The 25,338-nt window shown below is 43.6% G+C and carries 30 protein-coding genes; 23 read left to right on the top strand and 7 right to left on the bottom strand.

Going from position 1 to position 25,338, the window contains the following annotated elements:
* Window positions 1-31 precede the first annotated feature (31 nt).
* Together FD973_RS08900 and FD973_RS08895 are read right to left on the bottom strand one after the other, a co-directional pair.
* Window positions 32-1,747 (bottom strand): amidohydrolase, encoded by a 1,716-nt coding sequence (locus FD973_RS08900; RefSeq protein WP_215322997.1) that lies wholly within the window; start codon window positions 1,745-1,747, stop codon window positions 32-34.
* A 183-nt stretch (window positions 1,748-1,930) separates the two neighbouring features.
* Window positions 1,931-2,566: an NAD(P)H-dependent oxidoreductase gene (locus FD973_RS08895; protein WP_215322995.1), complete on the bottom strand. Its 636-nt coding sequence runs from the start codon at window positions 2,564-2,566 to the stop codon at window positions 1,931-1,933.
* 133 nt (window positions 2,567-2,699) lie between these two features.
* Between FD973_RS08895 and FD973_RS08890 the strand changes: the two genes are divergently transcribed.
* Window positions 2,700-3,086, top strand: coding sequence for a DUF1622 domain-containing protein (locus tag FD973_RS08890; protein WP_251368762.1), 387 nt, complete (start codon window positions 2,700-2,702; stop codon window positions 3,084-3,086).
* A gap of 67 nt (window positions 3,087-3,153) precedes the next feature.
* Here the strand turns inward: FD973_RS08890 and ahpF are convergent, their stop codons facing one another.
* Together ahpF and ahpC are read right to left on the bottom strand one after the other, a co-directional pair.
* Window positions 3,154-4,731, bottom strand: a complete 1,578-nt coding sequence (gene ahpF, locus FD973_RS08885; RefSeq protein WP_215322993.1) for an alkyl hydroperoxide reductase subunit F — start codon at window positions 4,729-4,731, stop codon at window positions 3,154-3,156.
* A 98-nt stretch (window positions 4,732-4,829) separates the two neighbouring features.
* On the bottom strand, window positions 4,830-5,393 hold the full coding sequence (gene ahpC / locus FD973_RS08880) for an alkyl hydroperoxide reductase subunit C (RefSeq protein WP_215322991.1): 564 nt from the start codon (window positions 5,391-5,393) through the stop codon (window positions 4,830-4,832).
* 320 nt (window positions 5,394-5,713) lie between these two features.
* Here ahpC and FD973_RS08875 point away from each other — a divergent pair, with 320 nt between their 5' ends.
* The 5 genes from FD973_RS08875 (at window position 5,714) to FD973_RS08855 (ending at window position 12,348) form a co-directional block, all read left to right on the top strand.
* Window positions 5,714-6,517, top strand: a complete 804-nt coding sequence (locus FD973_RS08875) for a hypothetical protein (RefSeq protein ID WP_251368761.1) — start codon at window positions 5,714-5,716, stop codon at window positions 6,515-6,517.
* 389 nt (window positions 6,518-6,906) lie between these two features.
* On the top strand, window positions 6,907-7,665 hold the full coding sequence (locus tag FD973_RS08870; RefSeq protein WP_251368760.1) for a hypothetical protein: 759 nt from the start codon (window positions 6,907-6,909) through the stop codon (window positions 7,663-7,665).
* A gap of 13 nt (window positions 7,666-7,678) precedes the next feature.
* Window positions 7,679-8,557 carry a hypothetical protein gene (locus tag FD973_RS08865; protein ID WP_215322987.1) on the top strand — a complete coding sequence of 293 codons (879 nt, stop codon included), beginning with the start codon at window positions 7,679-7,681 and terminating at the stop codon, window positions 8,555-8,557.
* A gap of 148 nt (window positions 8,558-8,705) precedes the next feature.
* Window positions 8,706-10,412 carry an amidohydrolase gene (locus FD973_RS08860; RefSeq protein WP_215322986.1) on the top strand — a complete coding sequence of 569 codons (1,707 nt, stop codon included), beginning with the start codon at window positions 8,706-8,708 and terminating at the stop codon, window positions 10,410-10,412.
* A 142-nt stretch (window positions 10,413-10,554) separates the two neighbouring features.
* Window positions 10,555-12,348 (top strand): amidohydrolase, encoded by a 1,794-nt coding sequence (locus FD973_RS08855; RefSeq protein WP_215322984.1) that lies wholly within the window; start codon window positions 10,555-10,557, stop codon window positions 12,346-12,348.
* Between the two features lie 100 nt (window positions 12,349-12,448).
* Here FD973_RS08855 and FD973_RS08850 read toward each other — a convergent pair whose 3' ends face one another.
* The gene (locus FD973_RS08850) at window positions 12,449-13,126 is read right to left on the bottom strand and encodes a DUF1345 domain-containing protein (protein WP_215322982.1); all 678 of its coding nucleotides are present in this window, start codon (window positions 13,124-13,126) and stop codon (window positions 12,449-12,451) included.
* 32 nt (window positions 13,127-13,158) lie between these two features.
* On the opposite strand from FD973_RS08850, the gene FD973_RS08845 reads away from it, so the two are divergent.
* The 4 genes from FD973_RS08845 to FD973_RS08830 all read left to right on the top strand — a co-directional run bounded on the left by FD973_RS08845 (window position 13,159) and on the right by FD973_RS08830 (window position 15,873).
* Complete coding sequence (locus FD973_RS08845) at window positions 13,159-13,359, top strand: hypothetical protein (protein WP_215322980.1); 201 nt, start codon at window positions 13,159-13,161, stop codon at window positions 13,357-13,359.
* A 40-nt stretch (window positions 13,360-13,399) separates the two neighbouring features.
* Window positions 13,400-14,509, top strand: a complete 1,110-nt coding sequence (locus FD973_RS08840) for a linear amide C-N hydrolase (protein WP_215322979.1) — start codon at window positions 13,400-13,402, stop codon at window positions 14,507-14,509.
* 8 nt (window positions 14,510-14,517) lie between these two features.
* Window positions 14,518-15,162, top strand: a complete 645-nt coding sequence (locus FD973_RS08835; RefSeq protein ID WP_215322978.1) for a hypothetical protein — start codon at window positions 14,518-14,520, stop codon at window positions 15,160-15,162.
* Window positions 15,163-15,321: 159 nt separating this feature from the next.
* Complete coding sequence (locus tag FD973_RS08830) at window positions 15,322-15,873, top strand: phasin family protein (protein WP_215322977.1); 552 nt, start codon at window positions 15,322-15,324, stop codon at window positions 15,871-15,873.
* A 12-nt stretch (window positions 15,874-15,885) separates the two neighbouring features.
* Here the strand turns inward: FD973_RS08830 and FD973_RS08825 are convergent, their stop codons facing one another.
* Window positions 15,886-16,785: a histone deacetylase gene (locus tag FD973_RS08825; protein WP_215322976.1), complete on the bottom strand. Its 900-nt coding sequence runs from the start codon at window positions 16,783-16,785 to the stop codon at window positions 15,886-15,888.
* On the bottom strand, window positions 16,782-17,156 hold the full coding sequence (locus FD973_RS08820) for a DUF2237 family protein (RefSeq protein WP_215324769.1): 375 nt from the start codon (window positions 17,154-17,156) through the stop codon (window positions 16,782-16,784). The genes FD973_RS08825 and FD973_RS08820 overlap by 4 nt, the downstream gene beginning before the upstream one ends.
* A gap of 61 nt (window positions 17,157-17,217) precedes the next feature.
* On the opposite strand from FD973_RS08820, the gene FD973_RS08815 reads away from it, so the two are divergent.
* The 13 genes from FD973_RS08815 to FD973_RS08755 all read left to right on the top strand — a co-directional run bounded on the left by FD973_RS08815 (window position 17,218) and on the right by FD973_RS08755 (window position 25,153).
* On the top strand, window positions 17,218-17,628 hold the full coding sequence (locus FD973_RS08815) for a thiol-disulfide oxidoreductase DCC family protein (RefSeq protein ID WP_215322975.1): 411 nt from the start codon (window positions 17,218-17,220) through the stop codon (window positions 17,626-17,628).
* Window positions 17,625-18,173, top strand: a complete 549-nt coding sequence (locus tag FD973_RS08810) for a chalcone isomerase family protein (RefSeq protein ID WP_215322974.1) — start codon at window positions 17,625-17,627, stop codon at window positions 18,171-18,173. Before FD973_RS08815 ends, FD973_RS08810 begins: the two co-directional genes overlap by 4 nt.
* A gap of 3 nt (window positions 18,174-18,176) precedes the next feature.
* Complete coding sequence (locus FD973_RS08805) at window positions 18,177-18,731, top strand: DUF3833 domain-containing protein (RefSeq protein ID WP_215322972.1); 555 nt, start codon at window positions 18,177-18,179, stop codon at window positions 18,729-18,731.
* Between the two features lie 68 nt (window positions 18,732-18,799).
* The gene (locus tag FD973_RS08800) at window positions 18,800-19,333 is read left to right on the top strand and encodes a superoxide dismutase family protein (RefSeq protein ID WP_215322970.1); all 534 of its coding nucleotides are present in this window, start codon (window positions 18,800-18,802) and stop codon (window positions 19,331-19,333) included.
* A gap of 35 nt (window positions 19,334-19,368) precedes the next feature.
* On the top strand, window positions 19,369-19,803 hold the full coding sequence (locus FD973_RS08795; RefSeq protein WP_215322965.1) for a DUF2452 domain-containing protein: 435 nt from the start codon (window positions 19,369-19,371) through the stop codon (window positions 19,801-19,803).
* 32 nt (window positions 19,804-19,835) lie between these two features.
* Complete coding sequence (locus tag FD973_RS08790; RefSeq protein WP_215322964.1) at window positions 19,836-20,816, top strand: quinone oxidoreductase; 981 nt, start codon at window positions 19,836-19,838, stop codon at window positions 20,814-20,816.
* Between the two features lie 77 nt (window positions 20,817-20,893).
* The gene (locus FD973_RS08785; RefSeq protein WP_251368759.1) at window positions 20,894-21,310 is read left to right on the top strand and encodes a carboxypeptidase-like regulatory domain-containing protein; all 417 of its coding nucleotides are present in this window, start codon (window positions 20,894-20,896) and stop codon (window positions 21,308-21,310) included.
* 101 nt (window positions 21,311-21,411) lie between these two features.
* On the top strand, window positions 21,412-22,266 hold the full coding sequence (locus FD973_RS08780; protein WP_215322963.1) for a metal-dependent hydrolase: 855 nt from the start codon (window positions 21,412-21,414) through the stop codon (window positions 22,264-22,266).
* Between the two features lie 134 nt (window positions 22,267-22,400).
* Window positions 22,401-22,826, top strand: coding sequence for a MarR family winged helix-turn-helix transcriptional regulator (locus FD973_RS08775; RefSeq protein ID WP_215322962.1), 426 nt, complete (start codon window positions 22,401-22,403; stop codon window positions 22,824-22,826).
* A 28-nt stretch (window positions 22,827-22,854) separates the two neighbouring features.
* On the top strand, window positions 22,855-23,409 hold the full coding sequence (locus tag FD973_RS08770) for a flavodoxin family protein (RefSeq protein ID WP_215322961.1): 555 nt from the start codon (window positions 22,855-22,857) through the stop codon (window positions 23,407-23,409).
* Window positions 23,409-23,957: a cytochrome b gene (locus FD973_RS08765; protein ID WP_215322960.1), complete on the top strand. Its 549-nt coding sequence runs from the start codon at window positions 23,409-23,411 to the stop codon at window positions 23,955-23,957. The genes FD973_RS08770 and FD973_RS08765 overlap by 1 nt, the downstream gene beginning before the upstream one ends.
* Entirely contained in the window at window positions 23,947-24,534 is a 588-nt protein-coding gene (locus FD973_RS08760; RefSeq protein WP_215322959.1) for a YceI family protein, read from the top strand. The genes FD973_RS08765 and FD973_RS08760 overlap by 11 nt, the downstream gene beginning before the upstream one ends.
* A 46-nt stretch (window positions 24,535-24,580) precedes the next feature.
* Entirely contained in the window at window positions 24,581-25,153 is a 573-nt protein-coding gene (locus FD973_RS08755; protein ID WP_215322958.1) for a YceI family protein, read from the top strand.
* Window positions 25,154-25,338: the final 185 nt, after the last annotated feature.

Below are 25,338 nucleotides of genomic sequence, written 5' to 3'. Positions count from 1 at the left end.
TTTTTATTGGATCATTTCAGATGAGGGTTCTTTATTTTTGGTAGACCACTCTGCCACCCACAATAGTCATGGAAGCCTTAACATCTTTTAGAGAGTCTTTGGGTATTTGGAAAATATCATCTGAGAGTACAGTCATGTCGGCAAACTTACCAACCTCAATACTGCCTTTCATCTTGTCCTCGCCGACTGCCTTGGCTGGCCAAATAGTCCACATCTTTAATGCATCGCGCACAGTGATAGCTTCTTGAGGTTCAAATATGCCCATATCCGATTGTCTGGTGACGGTGGCATAGATGGCTTTAAAGGGATCAATATTGCCAAGATAAATACCAGTCATGTCAGTACTAGCGGCAGGCTCTAAGCCTGCTTTGATCATGGTCTTAAATTGATAGCCTGTCTTCGCTCTGGCTATTCCCATATTTTCGTAATCTGCATTTACGAGCTCAAGCAACCAAATGGGTTGAGAGGAGAGATGAAAATTATTTTTCTTCAGTGCTATCCCACGTTTTAATTGCTCGGGTGTTAGCTGAAACATGCCAAAGTGCTCAATCCGTTTAATGGTATTGCTAGCTTGCTTCTGGCTGACAGCTTCATAGGCATTGAGACCAATATCGGCGGCAGCATCTCCTGAGCAATGCAGCATGGTGATTTTCTTATTTTGATTGGCTAACACAGCAAATTGATTAGCCAATGCTTGATTGGTTACCAAGGTACCCTTACCACCCGGTGGATCTGTATCTTGTACGCCCACATAGGGCTCATACATATAGCCAGTTCTGCAATCATTCTCACCATCAACCCAAGCTTTAATCGCGGCAAAACGGTAATAGGCAGGATTTGCTTTTGGAGGCATTTCAAAAACACTGAGATCTTTCGGCATGCCTTCACCATTTGGTGCGGCCCATACAGAGGCGGTATAGCGAATGTTCGGAGTAGGTGTGCTGATTGAAACACTTTGCATTACGGGTATTGCAGCAGCAGGAGTGATAGCCATAACGGAAGTGAAGCCATTCGCATTCCAGAATTTTGCGATATCGGTGGCGTAATAGCGGGCGATTTCTTGTGGGGTGGGGCTGCCTGGAATATCCCCCATGCCATCCGTGATGACGCCATTCGGTTCACCATCTTTGTCTGCCAGCACACCAGCGCCATGACGTAGTCTCGTTACACCTTTCTTAATCCCCATTTTTGCAAGTGCTGCGCTATTAGCAATAGCCATATGCGCACCGTTCGCCATAATGACTGGATTATTAGGCGCTACCTGATCTAACTCTGCTTTGGTAGGCAGGCGTTTCTCAGCAAACTTATTTTCACTTGCGGAGACACCAGCAACATAGATCCATTGATCTTTAGGTGTTGTGATGACACGTGCGGCGATATTCAGTAGGGCCTGCTTCACCGAGGGTGTGCCAGGGTAGCGAGCATCAACCCATACCTCTTTTAACCAAATGGTTTCCATAGGGTGGGTATGAGCATCCACCAGTCCAGGTACTGCTAATTGTTGCTGAAGATCAACAATTTTGGTTGATGGACCAACGAAGGATTTGATTTTTTGATTTGAGCCCACTGCGATAAACGTTTCATCTTTTACAGCAACGGCATTCGCTCTTGGCTGCTTAGCATTGAGAGTCTCAATTTGCCCATTAATAAACACAATATCAGCAGTTTGAGCCGCTTGAGAAGAAGTGCTGAGGAGCGCAAAAGGTAGCAAAGAGCTGAGTAGTAATTGTTTAAATGAGCTATGCATGGTGTACGCCTTTTGGTAAGTGAGTGCTTGGGGTAATAATGAGCTATTTGATCAGTATCTCCGAGATGAAATTTGATGTAAATCAATCTTAGGGGTAAATACTGGATGCATCCTTTGCTAAATAATTGCCAATAAAAAAAGCCAACCTATGGGTTGGCTTTCTATCAACGGGATGTAAGGTGATTATTCAACCCAAGTGACAAAACTCTCTTTGGGTTTGCGAACCTTTTTAAGATTGACGAGCCAATCTTCATCCGCTTTTCTATATCCTAATGGCAGCATCACCACGCTTCTTAAACCTTTGGCTTTGAGGTTCAGAATTTCGTCTAGCGCTGCTGGATCAAAACCTTCCATCGGAGTAGAGTCTACTTCTTCATAAGCTGCAGCGATCAGGGCTGTGCCTAAGCCAATATAAGCTTGTTTTGCGGCATGGTTGTAATTGATTTCCGCATCTCTTGGTGGGTAACCACTTAGTAGTTTTTGACGATAGATGTCTCCAGCTTCACTCTTGAAGTTACGAATTTCTTCCGTCATATCAAATGCTGTATTAATGCGCTCAGCGGTGTAGGTATCCCACGCGGCAAAAACCAATAGGTGAGAGCAGTCCACAATCTGTGTTTGATCCCAAGCAATCGCTTTAATTTTTTCCCGTATCGCTTTATTAGTTACTACCAGCACTTCATAGGGTTGTAGTCCACTTGAGCTAGCGGTGAGGCGAATTGCTTCTAATATCTGCTCTACCTTGGCCTGGGGTACCGATTTAGTGACATCCATTTTTTTAGTTGCATAGCGCCATTGCAGTTTGTCAATCAAGCTCATTCTGATTCCTTTGGGTTTTGTGTATACAAAAAGATGGCTCAGTGTAATTTAAATTGAGCAAAGTTGCCTTGCGGTAATCGGGCTAGTGGGCGGATTGCTTTACTAGTAAGTAGTTACTCAATAAACAGTTAATATGAAAGTATTACCAAATTCTGAATTGACTATGAACTTGATTGAAATCATTCGCGGTGTTAGTGACCTCATGGATGCCCTTGGCGTTGCCGTCGTCTCCCTAGGAGTTCTATGGGGTCTAGTCTGTTTTGCAAAAGGTCTGATAACGCAAACGGCTGATATTGCCTATAAAACATTCCGAATTCAGATCGTCCGCTCCCTCATTTTGGGGCTTGAAGTATTGGTGGCGGGTGATGTAATCCGTACAGTAGCTATTAGCCCCAGCCTCACTAGCGTAGCTGTGTTGGGCGCAATTGTTTTAATTCGTTGTTTCTTGAGCTGGTCTCTGACTCTGGAGATTGACGGTCGTTGGCCTTGGCAGCCTCCTAGGCCTGGCGACGCAGAATAAAAGTCCTTGCTGATTCAATATAAAAGGGAGTCCGTAGACTCCCTTTAGTTTGAGAAGCTTGCAGATATTAAGCTGCCACCGCTTCCTCAGGCTCTGCTACTGAAGAACGAATTAAGTAATCAAACGCGGCTAATGAAGCTTTGGCACCTTCGCCCATCGCAATAATAATTTGCTTGTACGGAACTGTGGTGCAATCACCCGCGGCAAATACGCCTGGTAATGAGGTCTCACCTTTGGCATCTACAACTACTTCGCCATGCTTCGATAATTCAACAGTGCCTTTGAGCCAATCGGTATTCGGTAACAAGCCAATTTGTACAAAGATACCCTCCAACTCAAGTGCATGCTCTGTATTGTTAGTGCGGTCTTGATAGCGCAAGCCATTTACCTTGCCATTTGCTCCCAATACTTCTTTTGTAAGGGCGCTCAAAATTACAGTGACGTTTGGTAGGCTAGCTAACTTTCTTTGCAATACGGCATCAGCGCGGAGTTTGCTATCAAATTCGATTAGCGTGACGTGACTAACGATGCCTGCTAAATCGATTGCAGCCTCAACGCCAGAGTTGCCACCGCCAATCACAGCAACACGTTTACCTTTAAATAGAGGGCCATCACAGTGAGGGCAGTATGCAACTCCTTTGCCGCGATATTCTTGCTCCCCAGGAACATTCATTTCTCTCCAGCGAGCACCAGTACTCAGAATGACTGATTTACTGGTCAGCACCGCGCCATTGATCAATTCCACTTCAATGCCATGATCGGTTTTACGGAGTGCATTTGCGCGCTGTAAATTCATGATGTCTACTTCATAGCTTTTGACATGTTGCTCTAGGGCTTGAACTAATTTTGGGCCCTCAGTCTCCTTGACGGAGATGAAGTTTTCAATTCCCATGGTATCCATTACTTGACCGCCAAAGCGTTCCGCCACAATGCCTGTCCGAATTCCCTTGCGAGCAGCATAAATGGCTGCAGCAGCACCAGCAGGGCCACCGCCAATCACCAATACGTCATAGGGATCTTTGGCAGACAACTTCGCCGCTTCTTCTTTTGGGCTAGAAGTATCGAGCTTGGCAACAATCTCTTCGACGCTCATACGACCCTGACCAAAGACTTCGCCATTTAGGATGACTGTTGGTACAGCCATGATCTGGTATTGATCTACCAAGTTTTGATATAAAGCGCCGTCCACCATTTCATGAGTGACGTTTGGATTTAATGCCGCCATCAAGTTCAGTGCCTGCACGACATCAGGGCAGTTGTGGCAAGACAAAGAAATAAAGGTTTGGAAGTGGAGCTTGCTGTCTAACTTGATGATTCGATCAATCACGTCTTGCTCAACTTTTGCTGGGTAACCACTCGCTTGCAAAATTGCCAAGATAAAAGAAGTCATTTCATGACCCATTGGCAAACCTGCGAAGGTAATGCGAGCTGCTTGATCTACTTTGCTGACGGTAAAGCTTGGGATGTGATCGCTCTTGCCATCGGTTTTGATAGTAATTTTGTCCGATTGCTCGGCTACTTCATTTAACAGTTCGAGCATCTGCTGAGAGCTATCACCGTTATCAACGGTTGCTGTTAAAACAATTGGGCTAACGATCTTTTCAAAATAAATCTTTAATTGAGATTTGATGTTGGTATCGAGCATGATATTTCCTTAACTATTTGTTTAGGTGAGTCTATTGGGCAGGATGGCTTCCTCTCCAATAGACTCTCCGAAGAGAGTCTATGGATGAGTGAACTACCTTAGATCTTGCCTACGAGGTCTAAAGAAGGAGTCAATGTTGCAGCGCCTTCCTTCCACTTCGCTGGGCATACTTCACCTGGGTGAGCGGCTGTGTACTGAGCAGCTTTTAACTTACGCAATGTTTCTGAAACATCACGTGCGATTTCATTGGAATGAATTTCTGCAGTCTTGATAATGCCTTCAGGATTGATGATGAATGTGCCACGCAGTGCTAAACCTGCTTCAGGAATATGTACGCCAAAAGCATTTGTCAAAGTGTGTGTTGGATCGCCAACGAGTGGGAACTTAGCCTTTCCTACTGCAGGTGAAGTTTCGTGCCAAACTTTGTGAGAAAAATGAGTATCAGTAGTGACGATATACACTTCAGCGCCCAATTTCTGAAACTCAGCATAGTTTTCTGCTGCGTCTTCGATTTCGGTTGGGCAGTTAAAAGTAAATGCTGCTGGCATGAAAATCAATACTGACCAATGGCCCTTGAGGGTTTCGTCAGTAACGGTTACGAACTTACCGTTGTGGAAAGCTTCGGTTTTAAATGGCTGAACTGCGGTATTGATAATGGACATACTGTGCTCCTTGTTTTGGTTAATCAATCTTTTGTTTGCTAATACAACTGTATGGATTTTGAACCTGAGTTGTTTATTTGTCTAATGAATAAATTAGATATTTATGATCGAAAAATTAGATAATTAATATTTGATAGGTAAAAGCCTTTCTACATCTAATTTTTTGAATAAGGTGGTGGAAAAAGATTGTCAAAGTCGCCGTCAATTTAGTGTTCAGCGAGTTAGAGTAAATTCTTGTAGAACTTAAAATCCTGTATTTAGCAAAAGTAATGTAAGTAAAGAATGCAATACTTACGCCGTAAATTAATAAAAATCTAATAATGAAATTTTTTTTATTTCTTCTGCTCTCCTCCTTAATTTCGTTTTCGCATGCTGAAGATTTATTAGTTCCGATTTCAAAATTCGATAATGATTCTCAGCAGTTGGCTGACAGTAGAGTGCTTGAGTTTTGGGCTTATCACAATTACGACGGTAGCGATAACTACGTAAATACACTTACATTGCGTTATTACAACCCCTTAGAGTATGACTCTTGGCGCGGTCGTGTGCGTTTAGATACCTCAGTCGTTTCTAATTTCAATTCCTTAACCGCGCCCAATGGCTCTGGCCAGTACAGTGCCGGCAATACAATGTTGACTGTTTGGGGGCAAGATCACACCTTTTTAAAACCATTGCATGCGCTCTTTGGAGGCCGCGTCATTTTTCCATTTGGCAATAACGGACAATGGGCTGTTGGACCTCAATTGGGGTGGACATTCACCCCAGAAGTGGACAGCCTTCTGCACGTAACAGACTTCTCGCCTTTACTGCGTTACATGTATGGTTTTGACACAAAAAATAATAGTCCCAGCGTTAATCCCAATCAACCTCCATTGTTGAGAAAATTGCAGATATTCCCCACAATCGGTTTTGAGCTTACGCCAAACACGATGCTCCGTTTTTGGGATGAAAATGGCATGGCATATAACTCCGCTGGCGGAGGGTGGTTTGTGCCGATTGATGCCATGGTCACCCATCGTTTAGATAAAAATTGGGTAGTTGCGATAGGTGGTAGTAAGCAACTAGTACAAACCTACCGGCAATATGACTGGTCGAGTTACGCCAAGATCTCATTCAATTTTTAAGGCTTTGTCTCAGCTCAGTGCTGGGCTAATTCCACAAGCGCTTGTAGGAAATTGTAAGAATGATTGAGAGGGTCTTAATTTGCCAATTTCACCCCAATTTAAGAGCATAATTCAGAGTTATTTGATTGAGCTTGATCTCAAACCCTGATGATATCGACTGACGCACTTGAATTTGCATATCAAATACAGTCCCTCAGACTGTATTTTCTTTTGCCTAGGTATCATCTCCACAATTTCGATGGTGAGCGCTTTCAATAATTAATTTGATACTTCTAAGAATTCTATATTTCAATCCAAATTTTAATTAACCCAACCTTACTTGTACTTTTATGAATAAGAAAATCCTGATTACCCTTTTTTTTGTATGCGCATTAATTGGGCCTATAAGTATGGCGCACGCAGATGAGCAACTTACCCCAATCCCCAAGATCGCAAATGAGTGGACATTTGATTTAACACCGTATGTATGGGGGCCTAATGTAAGCTCAACACTCAATTACAAAGGCCAATACTTAAGTACTGCAGATGTGAATATGGATAAGATCATCAGCAATCTAAAGTCTGGAGGGATGATTGCTGGAGAGGCTCATTATGGTAATTGGGGAATAATGGCGGACTTAGTTAGTGCTACCTTACAAAAGACTGACACAGTATCAGTAACTCCAGCGCCAGGTTACAACTTTAGATTGGGCTTGAAGCCTACTGTTCAGCAAACTTTTTTAACTGGTGCAGCAACCTATAACCTTTTAAGCACTCTAGATGCTACCGTTGATGGCTTATTAGGAGTTCGTTGGATTAGTATTACTGCAACCATCAACCTTGCGCTTGATGGCACGCATTATTCTTTAAGCGACTCTAAGTCTGTTAGCACAACCGATCCAATTGCGGGCTTTAAGGGGCGCTACCGTATTGCAGGTTCTTCATGGTACATCCCATTTTATGCTGATATCGGCAGTGGCGGTGGCACGACTAATCTTACGTGGCAAGCAATGGCAGGTATTGGTAAGACGTTTGAGAAATGGGTTGATGTTTCCTTGGTTTATCGTACCCTTTACTATGACATGAGTAGTTCAAAAACCAATGGCGCAGGCCTACTTCAAAAGACAACCTTTCAAGGTCCGCAGTTATCCGCGACTTTCCATTTTTAATTTATAGATTCTTATGAAACGTACTCTTCAGTTAGTCCTGACCGGCACTGCGGTTTTTGTCTGTATATCCGCAGCATTTGCACAAGAAATTCCTGCTCGCGCAGGGACTGTGGCCGCTGAAAAATCTGGCGAGCTGCCAGCGCCAAAACCTGCGGTTGATAGCGTTGATATTGCTAAGAAGTTGGCCAACCCGATCGCTAATATGATCTCAGTGCCATTGCAGTATGAGTTCAATCGTGGTGTTGGCTTGAACCAAGGCGGCTCTGAGCAGACATTGCTCTTCCAGCCAGTCATGCCCTTTAATTTAGGTGGTGGCGATACATTCATTGTTCGTCCAATTGTGGCGGGTGTGCGCGAGACTAGTGTGCAATATGCGCCAGGACGCTCTTACTCTGCTTACGGCATTGCCAGCGTGACCCTTGAGTCTTTCTACGCTCCTAATACCAACTCCTCATGGATTTGGGGTATTGGCCCTTATGCACAATCTCCATCGGGCAATAGCGGCCATTTTGGTTCACAGCAAACCGGTGCGGGTGTGACTGCTGTTGTTCTAAATCGTGAAGGCCCATGGACTTATGGATTGCTAGGCTATCAATCTTGGAATGTGGGCGGCAATCCCGCATACGGTACGCAAAATAATTTGTACGGACAACCGTTTGTCGCCTATACAACCAAAACGGCATGGACTGCTACCGTTAACATGGAAGCGCTCTATAACTACGATACGCATCGCACATCTAACCCACTTTATGCTGGTGTTTCTAAGTTGTTTGTGATTGACGGCGTGCCAATTTCAATTGGTGGTGGCCCAATGTATTACGTAAGTAATACTCCGGGTGGTCCATCAGGCTGGGGTGCACGTGCTACAGCAACCCTAGTTATATTGAAATAATCTCATCAGCTAAATGTAAAAAAGCCACTCTCTTGGGTGGTTTTTTTATGTATCTTATTTGTGGCAGTATTTAATATGTGTAATGTCCTGGCTAATCTATTAGATAAAGTTGTGGCTAACAGTAGTGTTTAAAAAAGGGGATTTAAATATGAGTTTCACACCAAAACTACTCTCAGCATTACTCATGGCGCAATGCGCATTGGTATTTGCTAAAGGCAATGCTGACACTATTTTTTATGGTGGTCCAATTTTGACAGTTAATGCTAAGAATGAAGAAGTGCAAGCTCTTGCTGTTCAAAACGGCAAGATCGTTGCGGTTGGCTCTAAAGATGCTGTTACTAAAGAATGGCAAGCAGATAACACCAGGGTGGTAGATCTCAAAGGTCAAACATTAATGCCGGGTTTCGTGGAGCCACACGTACATATTATTGTGACCTCAGTTTTTGAAGGTATAGGTTTGAACTTAAGCAATTTCACATTACCTTACGATACCAAAGAAACCTTGATTCAAAAGATGAAGGCTGCTTTGAAGGATGTTCCAGCTGGGGGCTGGTTATTCGGTTTCGGCGTTGACCCATCGCGTACCTCGCCATTCATGGCTGAACTGAATGCTGATGACTTAGACAAGGTTTCTAAAGATGTGCCTATTTTTATTGTGAATCAATCTGGTCACATCGGCTATGTAAATCACAAGGCGCTTGAGCTTGCTGGTGTTACCGAGAAGACGCCTAATCCACCTGGCGGTGGCATCTATGTAAAGGATGCTCAAGGTAAGCTCACAGGCAAGTTGATTGAGCCACCTACTTACTTGCCATTCATGGCTAAGATGCCTAATCCTACCGAGGCTCAATTATTTGGCGCCATTGTGGGGACGATGAAAAAGATGGCCTCCACAGGCGTGACTACCGCTTCGGATATGAGTGTCGGAGGTAATTTTGGTGTCGATAAAGAGGTGGCAATCTATAAAGCAATTTTTGCAAAAAACGCATCTCCTATTCGTTTGCGTGGGTATTTGTTCAGCGAGTCAATTCCGAATGGTAAGACTTCTATCAAACCAAACGAAGGTGATGACCAGTTGCGATTTATTGGTATTAAATACATTGGCGATGGATCTACACAGGGACTTACTGCAGCTTTAACCAAGCCATATACCTACCCTAAAAACTCTAAGTGGAGTGGGGCTCTGGATTTTAAGGATGATGAAATCTACACATCCATGAAATCCTACTTTGATCAAGGTTGGCAAATTTCTACGCATGCGAATGGCGATAAAACCATTGATCAGGCTTTAAATAGTTATAGCAAGCTCTTGGCAGGTAATCCTAATCCACAAGATCGTCGTTTACGTCTAGAGCATTTCACAGTGAATAACGAAGGTCAGGTAAAAAAGGCGGTGAAGTTGGGTGTCATTCCTAGTTTCACGATTGGTCATGTCAATTATTGGGGTGCTGCTTTCAATAATGAAATTCTTGGTGCAGAGCGTGCCAAGCGTATTGATCCTGCTGGAGACTTTAAGCGCTTAGGTGGCAAATTTACTTTACATAGCGATACACCTGTTTCTAACGTTGGCCCTCTGAATTACATTAGCGAAGAAGTCACTCGTTTATGGCAGTTGCCACCACAAAAAGTGCTCGGACCAGATCAGGCGGTGACAGTGGATGATGCTATTCGGGCGGTGACAATCGATGCTGCTTATCAAGTCTTTGCTGACAACATCGTGGGTAGCTTAGAAGTGGGTAAGCAAGCTGACTTGGTAGTTCTTGAGAAGAATCCTCGCAAAACCCCTCCATCAGAAATCCGCAATATCAAAGTGAATGGCACTTGGATTGATGGTAAGCCTGTTGCTTTGAAGTAATTTTTGTTTGCAAGTCGAATTGACCTAAACACCCGCTTCGGCGGGTGTTTGCATTAACACCATACTAGTATGTTGATGCTAGTAGGTCATCACATAAATCTCATTTAGTATCACTATCTAATCCATATCATTCGGGATATTTATGAACTTCAAATTTAAACTCATTGCCGTTGGCATCATCGGCCTCTTCTCTGGCCTTGCCGGTGCTGTTCAATTGCTTGAGCCGCCATCTACACCTAAGGTTTCTAATATCACTGTCTTTGTGGCCAAAAAGATTGTCACGATGGACCCAGCGATTCCCAATGCAACTGCTGTCGCTGTAGCAGATGGCCGTATTTTGTCAGTAGGCTCTTTGGAAGATTTGAAGCCTTGGACTGATAAGTATCCGACCCAGATTAACCGACAGTTTTCTGACAAAGTCATTTATCCAGGCTTTGTTGAGCCACATGCACATCCTTTGTTAGGTGGAATTTTATTTAACAAGCCATTGCTCACTCCATCTCCAATGCCTAATCCATGGGGCCCTGCATTCCCTGGTGTTCCAAACCTACAGGCAGCGATAGCTCAACTCAAAAAATATTCGGATGATATTAAAGATCCCAATCAGACTTTGTTGGCGTGGGGATATGACGTAGTAGCGATGGGCAAGACGCCTGATCGCCAACTGTTGGATCAAGCTTCTACTACTCGTCCAATCGCTGTTTGGGATGCTTCAGGCCATGATATGTATGTCAATAGTGCTTTCCTTAAGGCATATGACATTACTCCAGAGAAAACGAAGAATGTAAAAGGAGCCATGCTTGATAAAGATGGTCAACTCAATGGTCAGTTTTTGGAAATTCCAGCGTTAAGCTATATTTTGAAGTTGGCTGGAAAAGATGTTCTTAAGCCCAGTGAAATTCCCACTGATTATTTGTATATGAGCGATCTCATGCAGCAAGGCGGCATTACCACTTCAGGTGATTTAGCGTTTGGTTCCCTCAATATTGATATGGAGTTAAAAATTGCTAAAGCTTTTAGCCAATCGCCTGCTGGAGCGCTGCGAATTGTTCCTGTGGTTTACGCAGATCCCTTTATTCAAAAGTATGGTGATAAGGCAATTGCAGAAGCTCAGGCGTTATCACAGCAAGATAATGATCGCTTGATTTTCCAAGGCGTTAAGTTTTATAGCGATGGCGGTTATCTACCAGAAACGATGCGCATGGAACATCCGGGATATATTGATGGCAGTCTAGGTTCATCTAACTTCAAGTCGGCGCAAGACTTTGCTAACGCAATGAAGCCTTGGTGGAATGCTGGATACCACATTCATATTCACAGCAATGGTGATATTGGCAATCAAAACTCCATAAATGCCTTGCAATTAATGATTGATGATAAACCTCGCTTTGACCATCGTTACACCATCAATCACTTTGGCATTCCATCAACAGCCATGGTAATGAAGATCAAAGCTCTCGGTGCGGTGGTTAGTGCAAACATGTCTTATATCTCAGAACGCGCTAAATTAGAGTATCCAGCTTTGGGTGTTGATCGTGTGTCCTATGCCACGCGCTTAGGAACCTTGGTTCGCAATGGGATCGTTACATCAATTCATTCTGATGCGCCAGTATCTGCACCTGTACCGCTAAAAGAGGCATGGACTGCGGTGACCCGTAAGGATGTATATAACGATGGCAAAGTATGGGCTCCTGCTGAAGCCGTTACAGCCAATGATGCAATGAAGATGATCACGATTAATGCAGCTTATACATTGGGTGTTGAGGATAAGGTAGGCAGTATTGAGGCTGGTAAGTTTGCTGACTTTGCGGTGTTAGATGCTGATCCACAAACTGTTCCTGTAAACAATATTAAGAATGTTGGTGTGTATGCAACGGTCTTGGGCGGCAAGGTGATTCCAGTATCAGAAACAAAGAAACCTAGACCACTGCAATAAGGTAGTTTCTTAAATTAATTTGTTTTAATAAAAAGCCAACCTTCGGGTTGGCTTTTACTTTATGGAGGCAATTGTTTTGCTAGGAGGGTTCTATCTGCTACTAATTGATAGCCACTACACCGGAGATGAGATTGATCCCCAACGCAAGTAATGAAGTGTTGAATACAAAACCTGTCATGCCTTGAATCATGACTAAGAACCGCATTCTGGAGCTGGCGATGTTGACATCGGCAGTTTGGCAAGTCATACCGATCACGATAGAGAAATACAGAAAGTCTATATAGGTAGGCCTGAGTTTAGAGGCGAAAAGCAAAGGCGGCTCTTTAGTTTTTTCAAGCTCTTGATAATAAACATGGGCATAGTGCAAGGCAAAAGCGGTATGAACATATAGCCAAGAAACAATATAGGTTGCCAGCACTAATCCAACATGACGAATCGCAAGGTGGATGGGGAGCGCTTTGATATCGGCCAGCATCAACACAATCGTGACTAGGCTGGCGACGGCTGCAAGCACGATCACCAAAAGAATCATCGCTGCACCGTCATCCTCTTTTTGGGAAAGGGTTAGCATGTTCTGTGGGGTTGAGAAGTACATCATGACGTACGTCAATGTCAGATATAGGCCGCCTGCAAAAACCCACGAGAGAGCCAAACGGACAACGGAGCTCAGATCTCCTGGCAGTAAGAAAAAAGAACCAAGCCCAGTGACCGTCACAATGAGTAATCTAGGGGTGGCGCCTATATGGTGCCAATATTGGGTCCAGCGGGATACTTTCATAGTGGCTCTAGTATGCCCTTAAAATGAGGTGTATGAGCCATCTGAGCAGGGTATCGGCTTATGGCTTATTGAGAGAGGGTTTAAAAGTGCGGTCAAATGTCAAAAGTTGGAGTTTGGTAGCAGGTGCATTGGTAATATTGGCAGCCTGTGTTTTGGCCTATATTCTCACTAAGCCTGCTGAAGCGGATGTATCAATGAATATGAATTTGCATTCGATTGTTAGGCTTGCATAAATTTCATTAATAGAGCAGCAGAAAGTTAAAGGGAAAAATAATGAGTCAAAAATTAATTAAAAAAATGGTCGCTGCTACAGTCGCAGCATCATTTGCATTTGCTCCGCTTGCGAGTAATGCATGTACCAGCTTTTTGCTAAAAGGTAGTGATGGTGGTTTTGTATATGGTCGTACGATGGAATTCGGATTGCCACTCAAGTCTCAGCTCACAGTGATTCCTAGAAATCTGGCCATGGCTGGCGTGGGTGTGGATGGTAAACCTGGAACCGGTCTGAATTGGACTACTAAATATGCTGCTGCTGGCATGAATGGTTTAGGTATGCCAGTCTTATTGGATGGTATGAATGAAAAAGGTTTGGTGGGCGGCTTATTAAACGCTCCAAATACTGCGGTATATCAAGTGGTGAGCCCTGCGGATTCTGCAAGCAGTATTGCTTCTGTGCAGATGTTGATTTATGCATTAACCAACTTTGCTACGGTTGATGAAGTTAAAGCAGGTTTTCAGAAGATTAAGATTAATCGCTCCACTATTCCTGCTTATAACAATAAATCTGCTCCAGTCCGTATGACACTTCATGATGCGAGCGGTAAGAGTATTGTGATTGAGTACCTCAAAGGCGAATTGGTAATTACCGATAACCCAACAGGCGTTATGACTAACGATCCAGCATTTAGGGATCAGTTAAACAATATTGGTAACTATGCCAATCTCACTAATGTGGAAAAAAATCCAATGATGATTAATGGCGCTACTTATGTGCCTCCTAGCTCAGGTAGCGGTCTACATGGATTGCCAGGCGACTACTTAAGTCCAAGTCGTTTTATTCGTGCATTATTTCTGAGTAAGTCTGTTCCAACGTCTTACCCAACTACACAACAGGTCAATACTGCTTGGCATATCTTGGGTAGTTTTGATATTCCACCTGGAGCCATTAGCTTGCCTGCTACGAATGCTTATGGCGGTGGCGCTGGTGGAATTGAAATCACTGAGTGGTCAGTTGTGGCGGACAACAAAAATCTGGTCTACAACCTCAAGATGTTTGAGAGCACCAATATCTACACTTATGATTTAAAGAAAATGGACATGAATGCCAAAGAAATTAAATACATCAAGTTAGACAAGCCACTTTCTACTATTTCTGTAAATTAATGAAGACAATGAAATTTAGCTCTTTATCTAAACTAGTTGCCGCAAGCTTGCTTGCGGTGTTTTTTCTTTCTGCCTGCCAATCCACCAGCAAGGATGGTAAGCCGTTGACCCCAGCAGAAATTGCGCAAAAGCGGGATGCTACCTTGCAGATGGCTAAAACAGGTCTAGATGCGCTTCTCAAACAAAACCCAGCTGTACAAAAACAAATTGATGAAGCGGCAGGTTATGCGGTATTTAACGCTACTAACGTCAACATTGTTTTATTGGTGCTTGCGCGAGGTGAAGGCGTGTTATTTGATAAGCGCCGCAAGGATCCGATTTTTATGCAGGACCTGAAAACGGGTGAGGGTGTTGGAGCTGGTTACCAAGTGCAGTATCAGATCGTCATCTTCAAGACTCCTGGTGCAATTGATCAGTTCTTATTGACATCGATTGATGGACAACGTGGTGGGGTGGATGTGGATGCTAATTTCTCAGCAGGTTCTGGTGGTGAAATTCGGTCATTCAACCCCGAGATCACTTTTTATACCGTTGGGCTTTCTGGATATGATCTGCAGGCAAATTACGGAGGCACCCTTTATTTAGTTGATCAGCAGCTGAATAATGCTGCTGTATTAAATAGCCTACCAAAAAAACAACCAGCAAATAAGTAATATTTAGCCGCCCCAAGTATTGGAATAGCTTGAGACCCCAGTTAGCGATAACTGGGGTTTTTCTTTCTAAGGTTTTGTTTATCTACTGGTATTCCTCTATAGAAACCTTGCTCAAGCAGAGTAGATTGATAAGTATCTATACCCATCAGAAAGGTAGATATGAGCAAGAAAACATTGGAGTTAAATGCTGCAAGAGGCCAACAGCGAGCCATTGATGCCACTAAGGCTGCTGGACGTGTAGCAATCGAGAGCGCTCAAGCTATTGCGCAAATAAATCAGAAAGCAACCCAAGAGTTGGCAGGGATGATTCAGAAGAGGGTATCTGAGTTGATGAAAACTCAAGATCCACGATCCGCTTTCGAATATGTTCATGCGGAAGTGTTGCAGGATGCTGCTAAAGAAATCACCCAATATCACAATGAACTGTTACAAGTTCTAAAAAGTGGCAACCAAGAATTGGCGGATATTGCTGAGAAGATGATTCAGGAATCTAAAGCGGATTTGATTCATTTTGTTAATGATGCTACTGACAATGCGCCTCTGGGTAGTGAAGCCTATGTCTCCGTCTTTAAAACTTCGTTTAATAATGCCCTTCAGAATTTTGAATTGATTCGAGCTGCAATGGCCGACTCATTCACAAATTTTGAGAAGAGCGTAGAAAACGTAAGTAATCTTGCTGCTCCAAAAAGCACTTCAAAAAAGAAGGGCTAAAGGGCTCTAGAGCTAATATTGTTCTTGAAACAGTAGGGCGGTTTTGATGGTCTGGAAATGAATATCTACGGTGGATTCTATTTCTTTGCCATAGCCGCCCGCCATAGAGAAGGCAATAGGTAACTGTCGATCCAGCGCATATTGAAATACCAGTTCATCGCGTTGGCGCATTCCCTCTTTACTAATGTTGAGTCTTCCAAGTCGGTCTCCCTCGTGGGGGTCGGCACCTGCCAAGAAAATAAGGCAATCAGCCTTAAAGCGCGAATCAAATTGATCTAGAGCACTATTCAAGGCGCTTAAATATGTTTGATCGTCGCACCCATCTGCTAGTCCAAGATCGAGATCGCTGTGCTCTTTCTTAAAAGGGAAATTATTTTCACCATGAATAGAAAGCGTAAAGATAGAGGCATCATTTTGCAAAATTGAGGCCGTGCCGTTGCCCTGATGCACATCTAGGTCAATCACGGCAACCTTTAAGTTCGGGTTTACTTCTCTTTGTAGGGTGCGGGCGGCAATCGCTGAATCATTAAAAACACAAAAGCCACTACCCGCATCTCGGTAGGCATGATGCGTCCCGCCAGCCAAGTTTGCAGCAATACCCTCATTTAGCGAAACTTTGGCGGCAGCTACAGTAGCACCAGCAGAACGCCGTGAGCGCTCTACCATTTGAGGGCTCCAAGGAAATCCAATCTCTCTTTGTTCGTGTGCAGAGAGTTTTCCTTCGATGACTTTGACGACATAGCTGGGATCATGTGCATAGAGGATTTGAGTATCTGTTGCTGGTGGAGCTTCCATTAGCTCTATGGTTGCAAGCGAACCTACTAAATCACGCAAGCGTGAATACTTCTCCATCGGGAAACGATGACCCGCAGGTAGTGGCAATACGAAATGGTCGGCATAAAATGCTTTCACGCTTCGCTCGCATATTCCTTAAGAATATTCAGGGGCACTGTCTCTAGGGCTTTGATATGAGTGCTTTCTAATTTGATCAGTGGAGCGCAATCCACCTCTAATGCTTCAACCCAACGGTTTATACAAAGACACCATTGGTCTCCTGCAATCAATCCGGGAAATTGATATTCTGGTCTTGGTGTAATGAGGTCATTACCTTTTTGTAAGCTAAATTGTAAAAACGCATCCGTGACAATCGCACATACTAAGTGGCTGCCGACGTCCTCTTCATTTGTTTTGCAGCAGCCGTCCCTAAAAAATCCCGTCAGAGGATCAAAAGAGCAGGGAATGAGGGGTTCTCCAAATACATTGAGTGCAATCTCTTTTCGCATAGTGACCTTGAATATGGGGGTGTCAGCCAGTTTATTGAATAAGCCGTAAACTTGCTGAACCATGACTCAATTAGAAAAACTCACCTTGTTTTACGATGGCGCTTGCCCCTTGTGCCAAGCGGAGATACTCTTTTTGTCAGGTCGTAACCAAGAAAACCTTTTAGATTTTGTTGATATTAATTCAGAGCGTTTTGATCCTCAAGCGGTGGGGGTGTCATGCGAAGCAGCAATGGCGGCGATGTATGGGCAATTTGCTAGCGGCAAATTGATACAAGGCGTTTCGGTATTTCCAGAAGCTTATCGTCGCGCTAATTTACCGCGCCTGGCATGGCTTTTTACTAGAAAACCACTCCAGCCATTCTTGAGATTAGGGTACCTCTTTTTTGCAAAAAATCGGCATGCAATATCCAGTCTTTTGGGTCCAGCAGCATTGCGTCTCGTGAAATCCAAATCCACATCAGCCTCGCTATGAGAAATATTCGAGTTCTCTTATTGCTCTCGCTGTTTTGTGCATTAATGCCCGTAACTTTTGCTCGAGAGGCGCTTGAGCTGCCTCCGTATTTGAGTTCAGCAAAACTGCAAGGCAGTGGACGCTTAACATGGTGGGGTCTGCATATTTATGATGCCGCTTTCTATCGTGTGGGTTCGCCATCTTCATCTGAATTTGCATTAAATATCCGCTACCAAAAATCGTTTACTGGAATTTCAATAGCCAATCGGAGCGTAGAGGAGATGAAGCGTATTGGTATTCCAGATGATCAGGCAAATCTCTGGGGGAGGGAGTTATCTTCCTTTTTGCCCAATGTGGAATCAGGACAAACATTGACAGCGGTTTATGAGCCCAAAACTGGCACTACTTTTTATCATGACGGCAAGCGTATTGCACAAGTGCCAGGTACTGATTTCTCCAAGGCATTCTTTGGGATTTGGTTGGACCGAAAAACTAGTGCCCCTCAATTACGCACTGAATTACTCGGTCAAACTTGTCCACCACCACTGTTTAGTGAGAGTTGTTAATCTATGAGACTAAATCACTATTGTATCTATCGCATTCTTGGGTTGGCTCTTTGTGGCTTGTTGATGTCGTGTTCTTCACCCCAAGTTTCTCAGTATGCCAATGAGAAGCCTTCACTTGATTTAAGTGAGTACTTTTCAGGCACGATCGATGCTTACGGCATCTTTACAGATCGCAGTGGCGAGGTGAAGAAGCGCTTCACCGTACTCATTAAGGCCGACTGGAAATTGGTGAATGGCAAGAAGGTGGGCACTCTGGATGAAAGTTTTGAATACTCTGATGGCACTAAGCAAAAACGAGTCTGGACCCTGGCCGAGCAATCGCCAGGCAAATATATTGGCAAAGCCGATGATGTAATAGGTGAGGCCCAAGGAGATCTTGCTGGAAATGCGCTCAATTGGACTTACACCTTGGCTTTACCGGTGGATGGCAGTATTTATCACGTGCAATTTAATGATTGGATGTATCTAGTCACCCCTAAAGTAATGCTCAATAAAGCCAAGATGAGTAAGTTTGGAGTGGAGTTGGGCGAGGTCACGCTAAGTTTCTACAAGCGCTAAGCAAAACCACCCAATTTGTGTCACACTTTCCCGAAAGGCAACATTGAGTGCCTACCAAGGAGAGACAAATGAATACAACTTCACAGTACAAATTAATAGCACTTTCAGTAGTTTGTTTGGCATCTTTAGCTGCATGCCAATCAATGGAACAAGGTACCGGTCAAAAAGCATCTGCAAGTTTAGATTCTCGTTCTGGGTCTCAAGCTAAGGGTGAGGTCACGTTTGTGTGGCAAGGTAACGATGTATTAATTAATGGTAAGTTTTCTGGCCTGAAGCCAAATTCTGAGCAAGGATTTCATGTTCATGAAAAAGGTGATTGCTCCGCTCCCGATGCTACAAGCGCAGGTGGTCATTTCAACCCAGAAACAAAAGCGCACGGTATGCCTAATAGTGGCATGAACCATGCAGGAGATTTACCAAATATCAAATCAGATGCCAACGGCAATGCAAGCTACTCAGCAAAGTTGCATGGTTTTGCAGTGAATACAGGTCCCACGGGGATCGTCGGTCGGTCTGTAGTAGTGCATCGTGATCCAGATGACTATAAGTCACAGCCTGCAGGTAATTCAGGTCCTCGTATTGCATGTGGCCTGATTAAGTAATTTGCAAAACTCGTTTATCAAAAACTGGGGTCATTATGAGAATCGAAGATACTGATCCAGCGAGACATGCTGGCATCGAATATCCCATGGAGGTGGGTGCCCCAGTATTTGCGCCGATCAAAGTAACCGAGGAAAAAGATAAGGCTGTCAACGTAGCGCGTCAAAATGCCAAGCTGGAATACGACCGCATTATGGAACAAGCTGAAGTCTTAATGAAGCAAGCTAGAGCATTGCAAGCCAGACTAGATGCAACTGAGATGGTACATAGCGCTAAATTTAGCTTTAATCCGATTCATGGAAAGATCTACCATTTGTATTACGACAGCAGAAACAGTGCCAATGTATTAATTCAAAATGGTCCTAAAGATTGGAGCTGCGGAATCCCAGATGGTTGGACTTATTCTATGGCAGTAAAGAAGTTAGGCGACAGTACTTGGGCGGTCATCGAAGAAGACGCCCTTACTGTATGATTATTTTTCAATATAAATAAATTAGGTGACATGTGACAAAAGCTAGAGTGGTAAGTCTTACTGAATTAGGTAGCGCAGATGTAATTAAGTTGGTTGATAAAGAATTGCCAGCCCCTGCTAAAGGCGAGGTACAGATTCGTCAAACTGCAATTGGTTTTAACTTTATTGACGTGTATCAGCGCTCAGGTGTTTATCCTTTAGAGATGCCTACAGGTCTTGGCCATGAAGCAGCTGGCGTTGTGGAAGCCGTTGGTGAAGGTGTTGCTGACTTTAAAGTCGGCGATCGCGTGGTTTATATGAATGCTGGGATTGGTGCTTATGCAAGTGCGCGCAATGTCGCTGCAGATAAATTAGTTGCTATCCCAGATAATATTTCTGATGAAGTGGCGGCAGCTGTATTCTTCAAAGCGATGACTGCTCAATACTTAGTTCAAAAAACTTATAAAGTAAAAGCGGGCGATGTAGTGCTAGTGCACGCAGCCGCTGGTGGTGTTGGTCAAATCCTGGCGGGTTGGGCAAAAGCCTTAGGCGCATTTGTAGTGGGTACTGTAGGGTCGCCAGCAAAGTTTGCCGCTGCAAAAGAAGCTGGTTGTGATGTCGTGGTGGATTACTCTCAGCCCAATTGGGTTGAGGAAGTGATTAAAGCAACTGGTGGCAAAAAAGCCAACGTGGTCTATGACTCTGTTGCTAAAACTACTTTCTTGGGTTCATTAGATTGCACCGCTCCTTTTGGAACAGTTGCATTGTTTGGTGCCGCTTCAGGTCCTGCACCAGAGATTCAACCTGAAATTTTGAATAAGAAGGGCTGTCTCTTTTTAACAAGACCATCAGTATTTCCGCATAACGCTACCGCCGCATTGCTTAAAGAAAATGCAAAGGCAGTATTCGATGCGATTGCAAAAGGTTATGTCAAGGTGCAAATTGGAGCAAAGTTCTCCTTAGAGCAAGCTGCGGATGCTCATCGTGCGGCAGAGGGACGTCAAGTTTCTGGCGCTATTGTTATGACGCCCTGACATTGATGTTTAAGAAAGTATCGGCCCCGTAACTTTAAGCTACGGGGCTTTTTTTATGCCTCAATCAGTCGTAACATATGAGTATGAAAACACTTCTGAAAATCATATTTGCTGTACAGATGATTGCGATGGGTTCTTGGGTTTTGGCTCAAGTTCCAGATACACAGCGCTCTCAAGGAATTGCCTACATTTCTGGTGGCGTAGGTCAAGACGAGACTACTGCGATTTTGACCGAAGCAAAACAGTGGCCACTCACTTTAGAGTTGTCGCAAATTGAGAATGGCAGAGGAGTTTGGATATTCGGTGCCACTATTAAAGTGATCGATTCTAAGAAGCAGACTATTTTTGATGCTCAAGCAGATGGTCCCTACATGTTGATCAATCTAGAGCCCGGGGATTATGCGATTGAGGCGAGCTACCAAGGTGTTGTGCAAAAGAGGGCGATATCCATTAAAGCTGGCGCTTCACAGAAAATTTCTATTTTCTGGAAATAGTTATTCAAAATAAGCGTCAATTGACGCAATGCGTCATAAGTCCAAAGAGTTAATTTGGTCTATAGTTTCTGAATTACTATAAAAAATAAGGAGACTTACTGATGAAAAACTTTTCCATCAAAAGCGGATTGGGCTTATTTGTCGCAGCATCACTAGCGTTATCTGCCCCACTGAGTAAGGCACAGAGTTCCTCCTCATCTGGCGCACAGGGTAAAACTGAGGCGCTCTGGTTTGGTCAAGCGGGTTTTCGGATTAAAAGTCCCCAAGGGAAAATGATTTTGATTGACCCTTGGATTACAGGCGGCCCTAAAACGCCGCCAATGTACAAAACAGATTTATCAGCAATTGGTCCAATTGACGTCTTGTTGGTTACCCATGCTCACGTTGATCATATTGGCGATGCGCCAGCGGTAGCAAAGGCAAACAATATTAAGTTATACGGCCCTGCTGATATGGTGACCCCATTGACCACCTTGGGAATATTGCCTGCCGACTTGGGGCATCGCTTTAATAAGACAGGTCGTGTTAATCCTGTACCAGGAATTACAGTCACCGCTGTTCAGGCAGAACATTCTTCCCTATTGGTCTGGAAAAATCCTGCCACAGACAAAATGGAATCTCATCCTGCTGGTGAACCAATGGGATACATCATTGAGCTTGAGAATGGTTTCAAGATTTGGCACATGGGTGATACCGGCCTATTTAGCGATATGAAATTTATTAGCGAACACTACAAACCAGATTTAGTGATGGTTCCGATTGGTGGTAATTTCACGATGGCTCCAGATGATGCTGCATTTGCTTTGCGCACATGGATTAAGCCGAAGATGGTTATCCCAATGCATTACAACTCTAATCCTATGACTAAAGGGACTCTGGCGGAATTTCAGGCTGCAATGAAGGGTAGCAACATCAAAATCATTCCCATGACCGAGGGTGAAACAGTTCAGTTTTAATCTGCCCATACTTTGTTAGGAAACTAACCCCAGAGGCCAACCCCACATTAATTGTGGGGTTTTTATTTCTCAGATCTTGAATTTAGTTCGCATTAGTACTAAACTAGTTCTAACTAGTACTTTTTAATAAGCCTATGAACTTCTTACCAACCCTGCGCAATCTTGTCTCTGCCTACCAGGCATTCGAGCATTATTCGGCGCCACACATCAAATCATTGGGCCTGACCATGACTCAGTTTGACGTGATTGCAACCTTGGGGAATCAATTACCAATGAGTTGTAAGCAGTTGGGCGAAAAAACATTGGTTACTAAGGGGACCCTCACCGGGGTGCTAGAGCGTTTAGAGGCAAAAGGTTTTATTAGTCGGCAAGCAAATGCAGAAGACGCACGAAGTCAGTTGATTGGATTGACATCTGCTGGTCAGGCGTTGTTTGAAAAAGTATTTCCTGAGCATCTGGAGTATTTGAATGACGCCTTTAAAAACTTAGCCCCAGATGAATTGCAGCAGTTAGAGCAGTCGCTCAAATTATTAAAGAATATTTTTAAACAACCATCTTAAAAAGAGTCGTAATGATAAGGAGAAGAGTATGAGTAAAGTTGCCGTGGTATTTCATAGTGGTTATGGCCACACCGTTAAACAAGCTGAGGCAGTTGCCAAAGGGGCGAATGGAACATTAGTTGCAATTGATGCTGAGGGAAATATTACCGAAGCGCAATGGGCAACATTAAATGAAGCGGATGCTATTGTATTTGGCTCTCCAACGTATATGGGTTCTGTGAGCTGGCAGTTCAAGAAATTTGCCGATGCAAGCTCAAAACAATGGTTCTCTCAACAATGGAAAGATAAAGTGTTTGGTGGATTTACCAATTCAGCAACAATGAATGGTGATAAGCATTCCACCTTGCATTACTTCTTTACATTGGCTATGCAGCATTCTGGATTGTGGGTCGGCACAGGATTAATGCCTTCAAACGCAAAATCAGCCAAGCGAGATGATGTGAATTATGTCGGTTCATTTGCTGGTGCAATGATGCAAACACCATCCGATGCAAGTGCTGACGAGGTCAATGCTGGCGACTTGGAAACGGCACGCTTATATGGCGAACGTATTGCCAAAATTACCCAACAATTGCGCGGCTAATGAATCAAGTTAAATACACATCGATTGCCATCATCCTGCACTGGGTGATGGCATTACTGATCTTCGCAACTTGGTCAATTGCCATAGCGGTGGATGACATGCCACTGAGTCCAGCCAGAATTACTGGCCTAAGTTGGCATAAATGGTTAGGCGTTACCGTCTTTTTTCTGGTGATATTGCGAATAATGTGGCGTGCCACGCATCCAGCGCCTCCTCTCAAGTTGGCAATGCCTGCTTGGCAGGAGCGAGTAATGCAGTTAACACATATCGCTCTTTATTTGCTCATGTTGTTGATCCCTATTGCGGGTTGGTTAATGAGTTCAGCGAAGGGTTACACCGTCAATTATTTTGGGCTATTTGAATTGCCTGACTTAGTGGATAAAGACAAAGCACTAGGTCATCTCCTAAAAGAGATTCATGAGGCGATGGCAAATGGACTCATGATTCTGGTGGGCCTACACATCTTAGCTGCTTTAAAGCATCAATTTATTGACAAGGATGGTTTATTAAGTCGCATGACATTTTGGGGTTCCTCTAATGAAAAATAATTCCATGAAGCAAATGCAGTGGCTTATGAAAATGCTATTAACCACTGTGGCAATAACTGCTTTTGGCAGTGTATCTGCTGGAGAGTATTCCTCAATTGATGCGTCAAAAAGCAAAATTACTTTCACTAGTAAATTGATGGGTTCAAAAATTTCTGGGAATTTTGGAAAGTTTTCAGGAAAAGTTTTATTCAACTCCGATGAGCCTGAAAAAGCGAAAGCAAATCTAGTGATTGAGGTAGCCAGTTTTAATGCTGGCGGTGAGGAACTACAAGAAGAGGCCAAGGGTAAAGACTGGTTTAGTACCAAACTTTTTCCGACAGCCAGTTTTGTTGCTGATTATGTGAAGGTGGTAGGTGCAAATAGCCTTGAGGTCCGTGGAGCCCTAACCATTAAGGGTAAAGCAGTTCCCCTCTTAATTTCTGTTAAGTATCAGCCTCAAGGTAAGCAAATGGTGTTTGATGCGAACTTTCAGGTGCTGAGATTGGATTTCGGATTGGGCGCCGGAAATTGGGCCGATACCTCTGCAGTAGCAAATGAGGTGCCCGTAAATGTTCACTTGGTCCTCAATCCAAAATAGTTTTACAAATTAACTGAAGCACTCAATTTTTAAACAGGAGAATTACATGAAATCAAAATTACTTATCGCATTATTAGCTACTCTTAGTATCGGCACAGCTTTTGCAGCGCCAGCAACTTATACTACTGATGCAAATCATACATTTGCTCAATTTGAATATAACCATTTGGGTTTTTCAAAGCAGACCAGTCGTTTTAATACTGTTGCTGGTACTGTAACAATTGATCAAGCAGCGAAAAAAGGCAGTGCAGATATTACGATTGATACAAAATCTGTTGATACTGGATCCGCTTTGTTCAATGGTCATATCCAAAGCGAAGACTTTTTATCTACTACTCAGTTTCCTACTGCTAGCTTCCAATCAAACGATATGATTTTTAAAGGTGACAAACCAGTCGCTTTAAAAGGTGTATTGACTTTAAAGGGTGTGAGTAAGCCAGTAACTTTAAACATTACCAATTTTGATTGCAAAAAGCATCCAATGTCTGGTGTCGATTATTGTGGTGCGAATGCGGAGACTAAGGTAAAGCGCACAGAATTTAATATGGGCAAATATGCTCCGAATGTGGGCGATGATGTAACGATCTTGATCGCTATTGAGGCGGCCAAAAAGGAATAAAACTTCACTTTGAGCTTTATCAACAAAAAAAGCCACCTAAGGGTGGTTTTTTTGTTCTGAGACGTCTCGGTTTATAATCACATAAGTATTTGAATTGAAAGGAATTATTTCCTAAATTCCACTATTGCTTATTTGACAGCCCCAATGGGCTCTTGGACAATGCCTGTGGTGGTTTGATTCAAGCC

The organism is Polynucleobacter sp. MWH-Braz-FAM2G (genome assembly GCF_018687635.1).
In the GTDB taxonomy this organism is placed as follows: domain Bacteria; phylum Pseudomonadota; class Gammaproteobacteria; order Burkholderiales; family Burkholderiaceae; genus Polynucleobacter.
The sequence above is the reverse complement of the archived record's forward strand: the minus strand, read 5'-3'. Positions and strand labels throughout refer to the sequence as shown.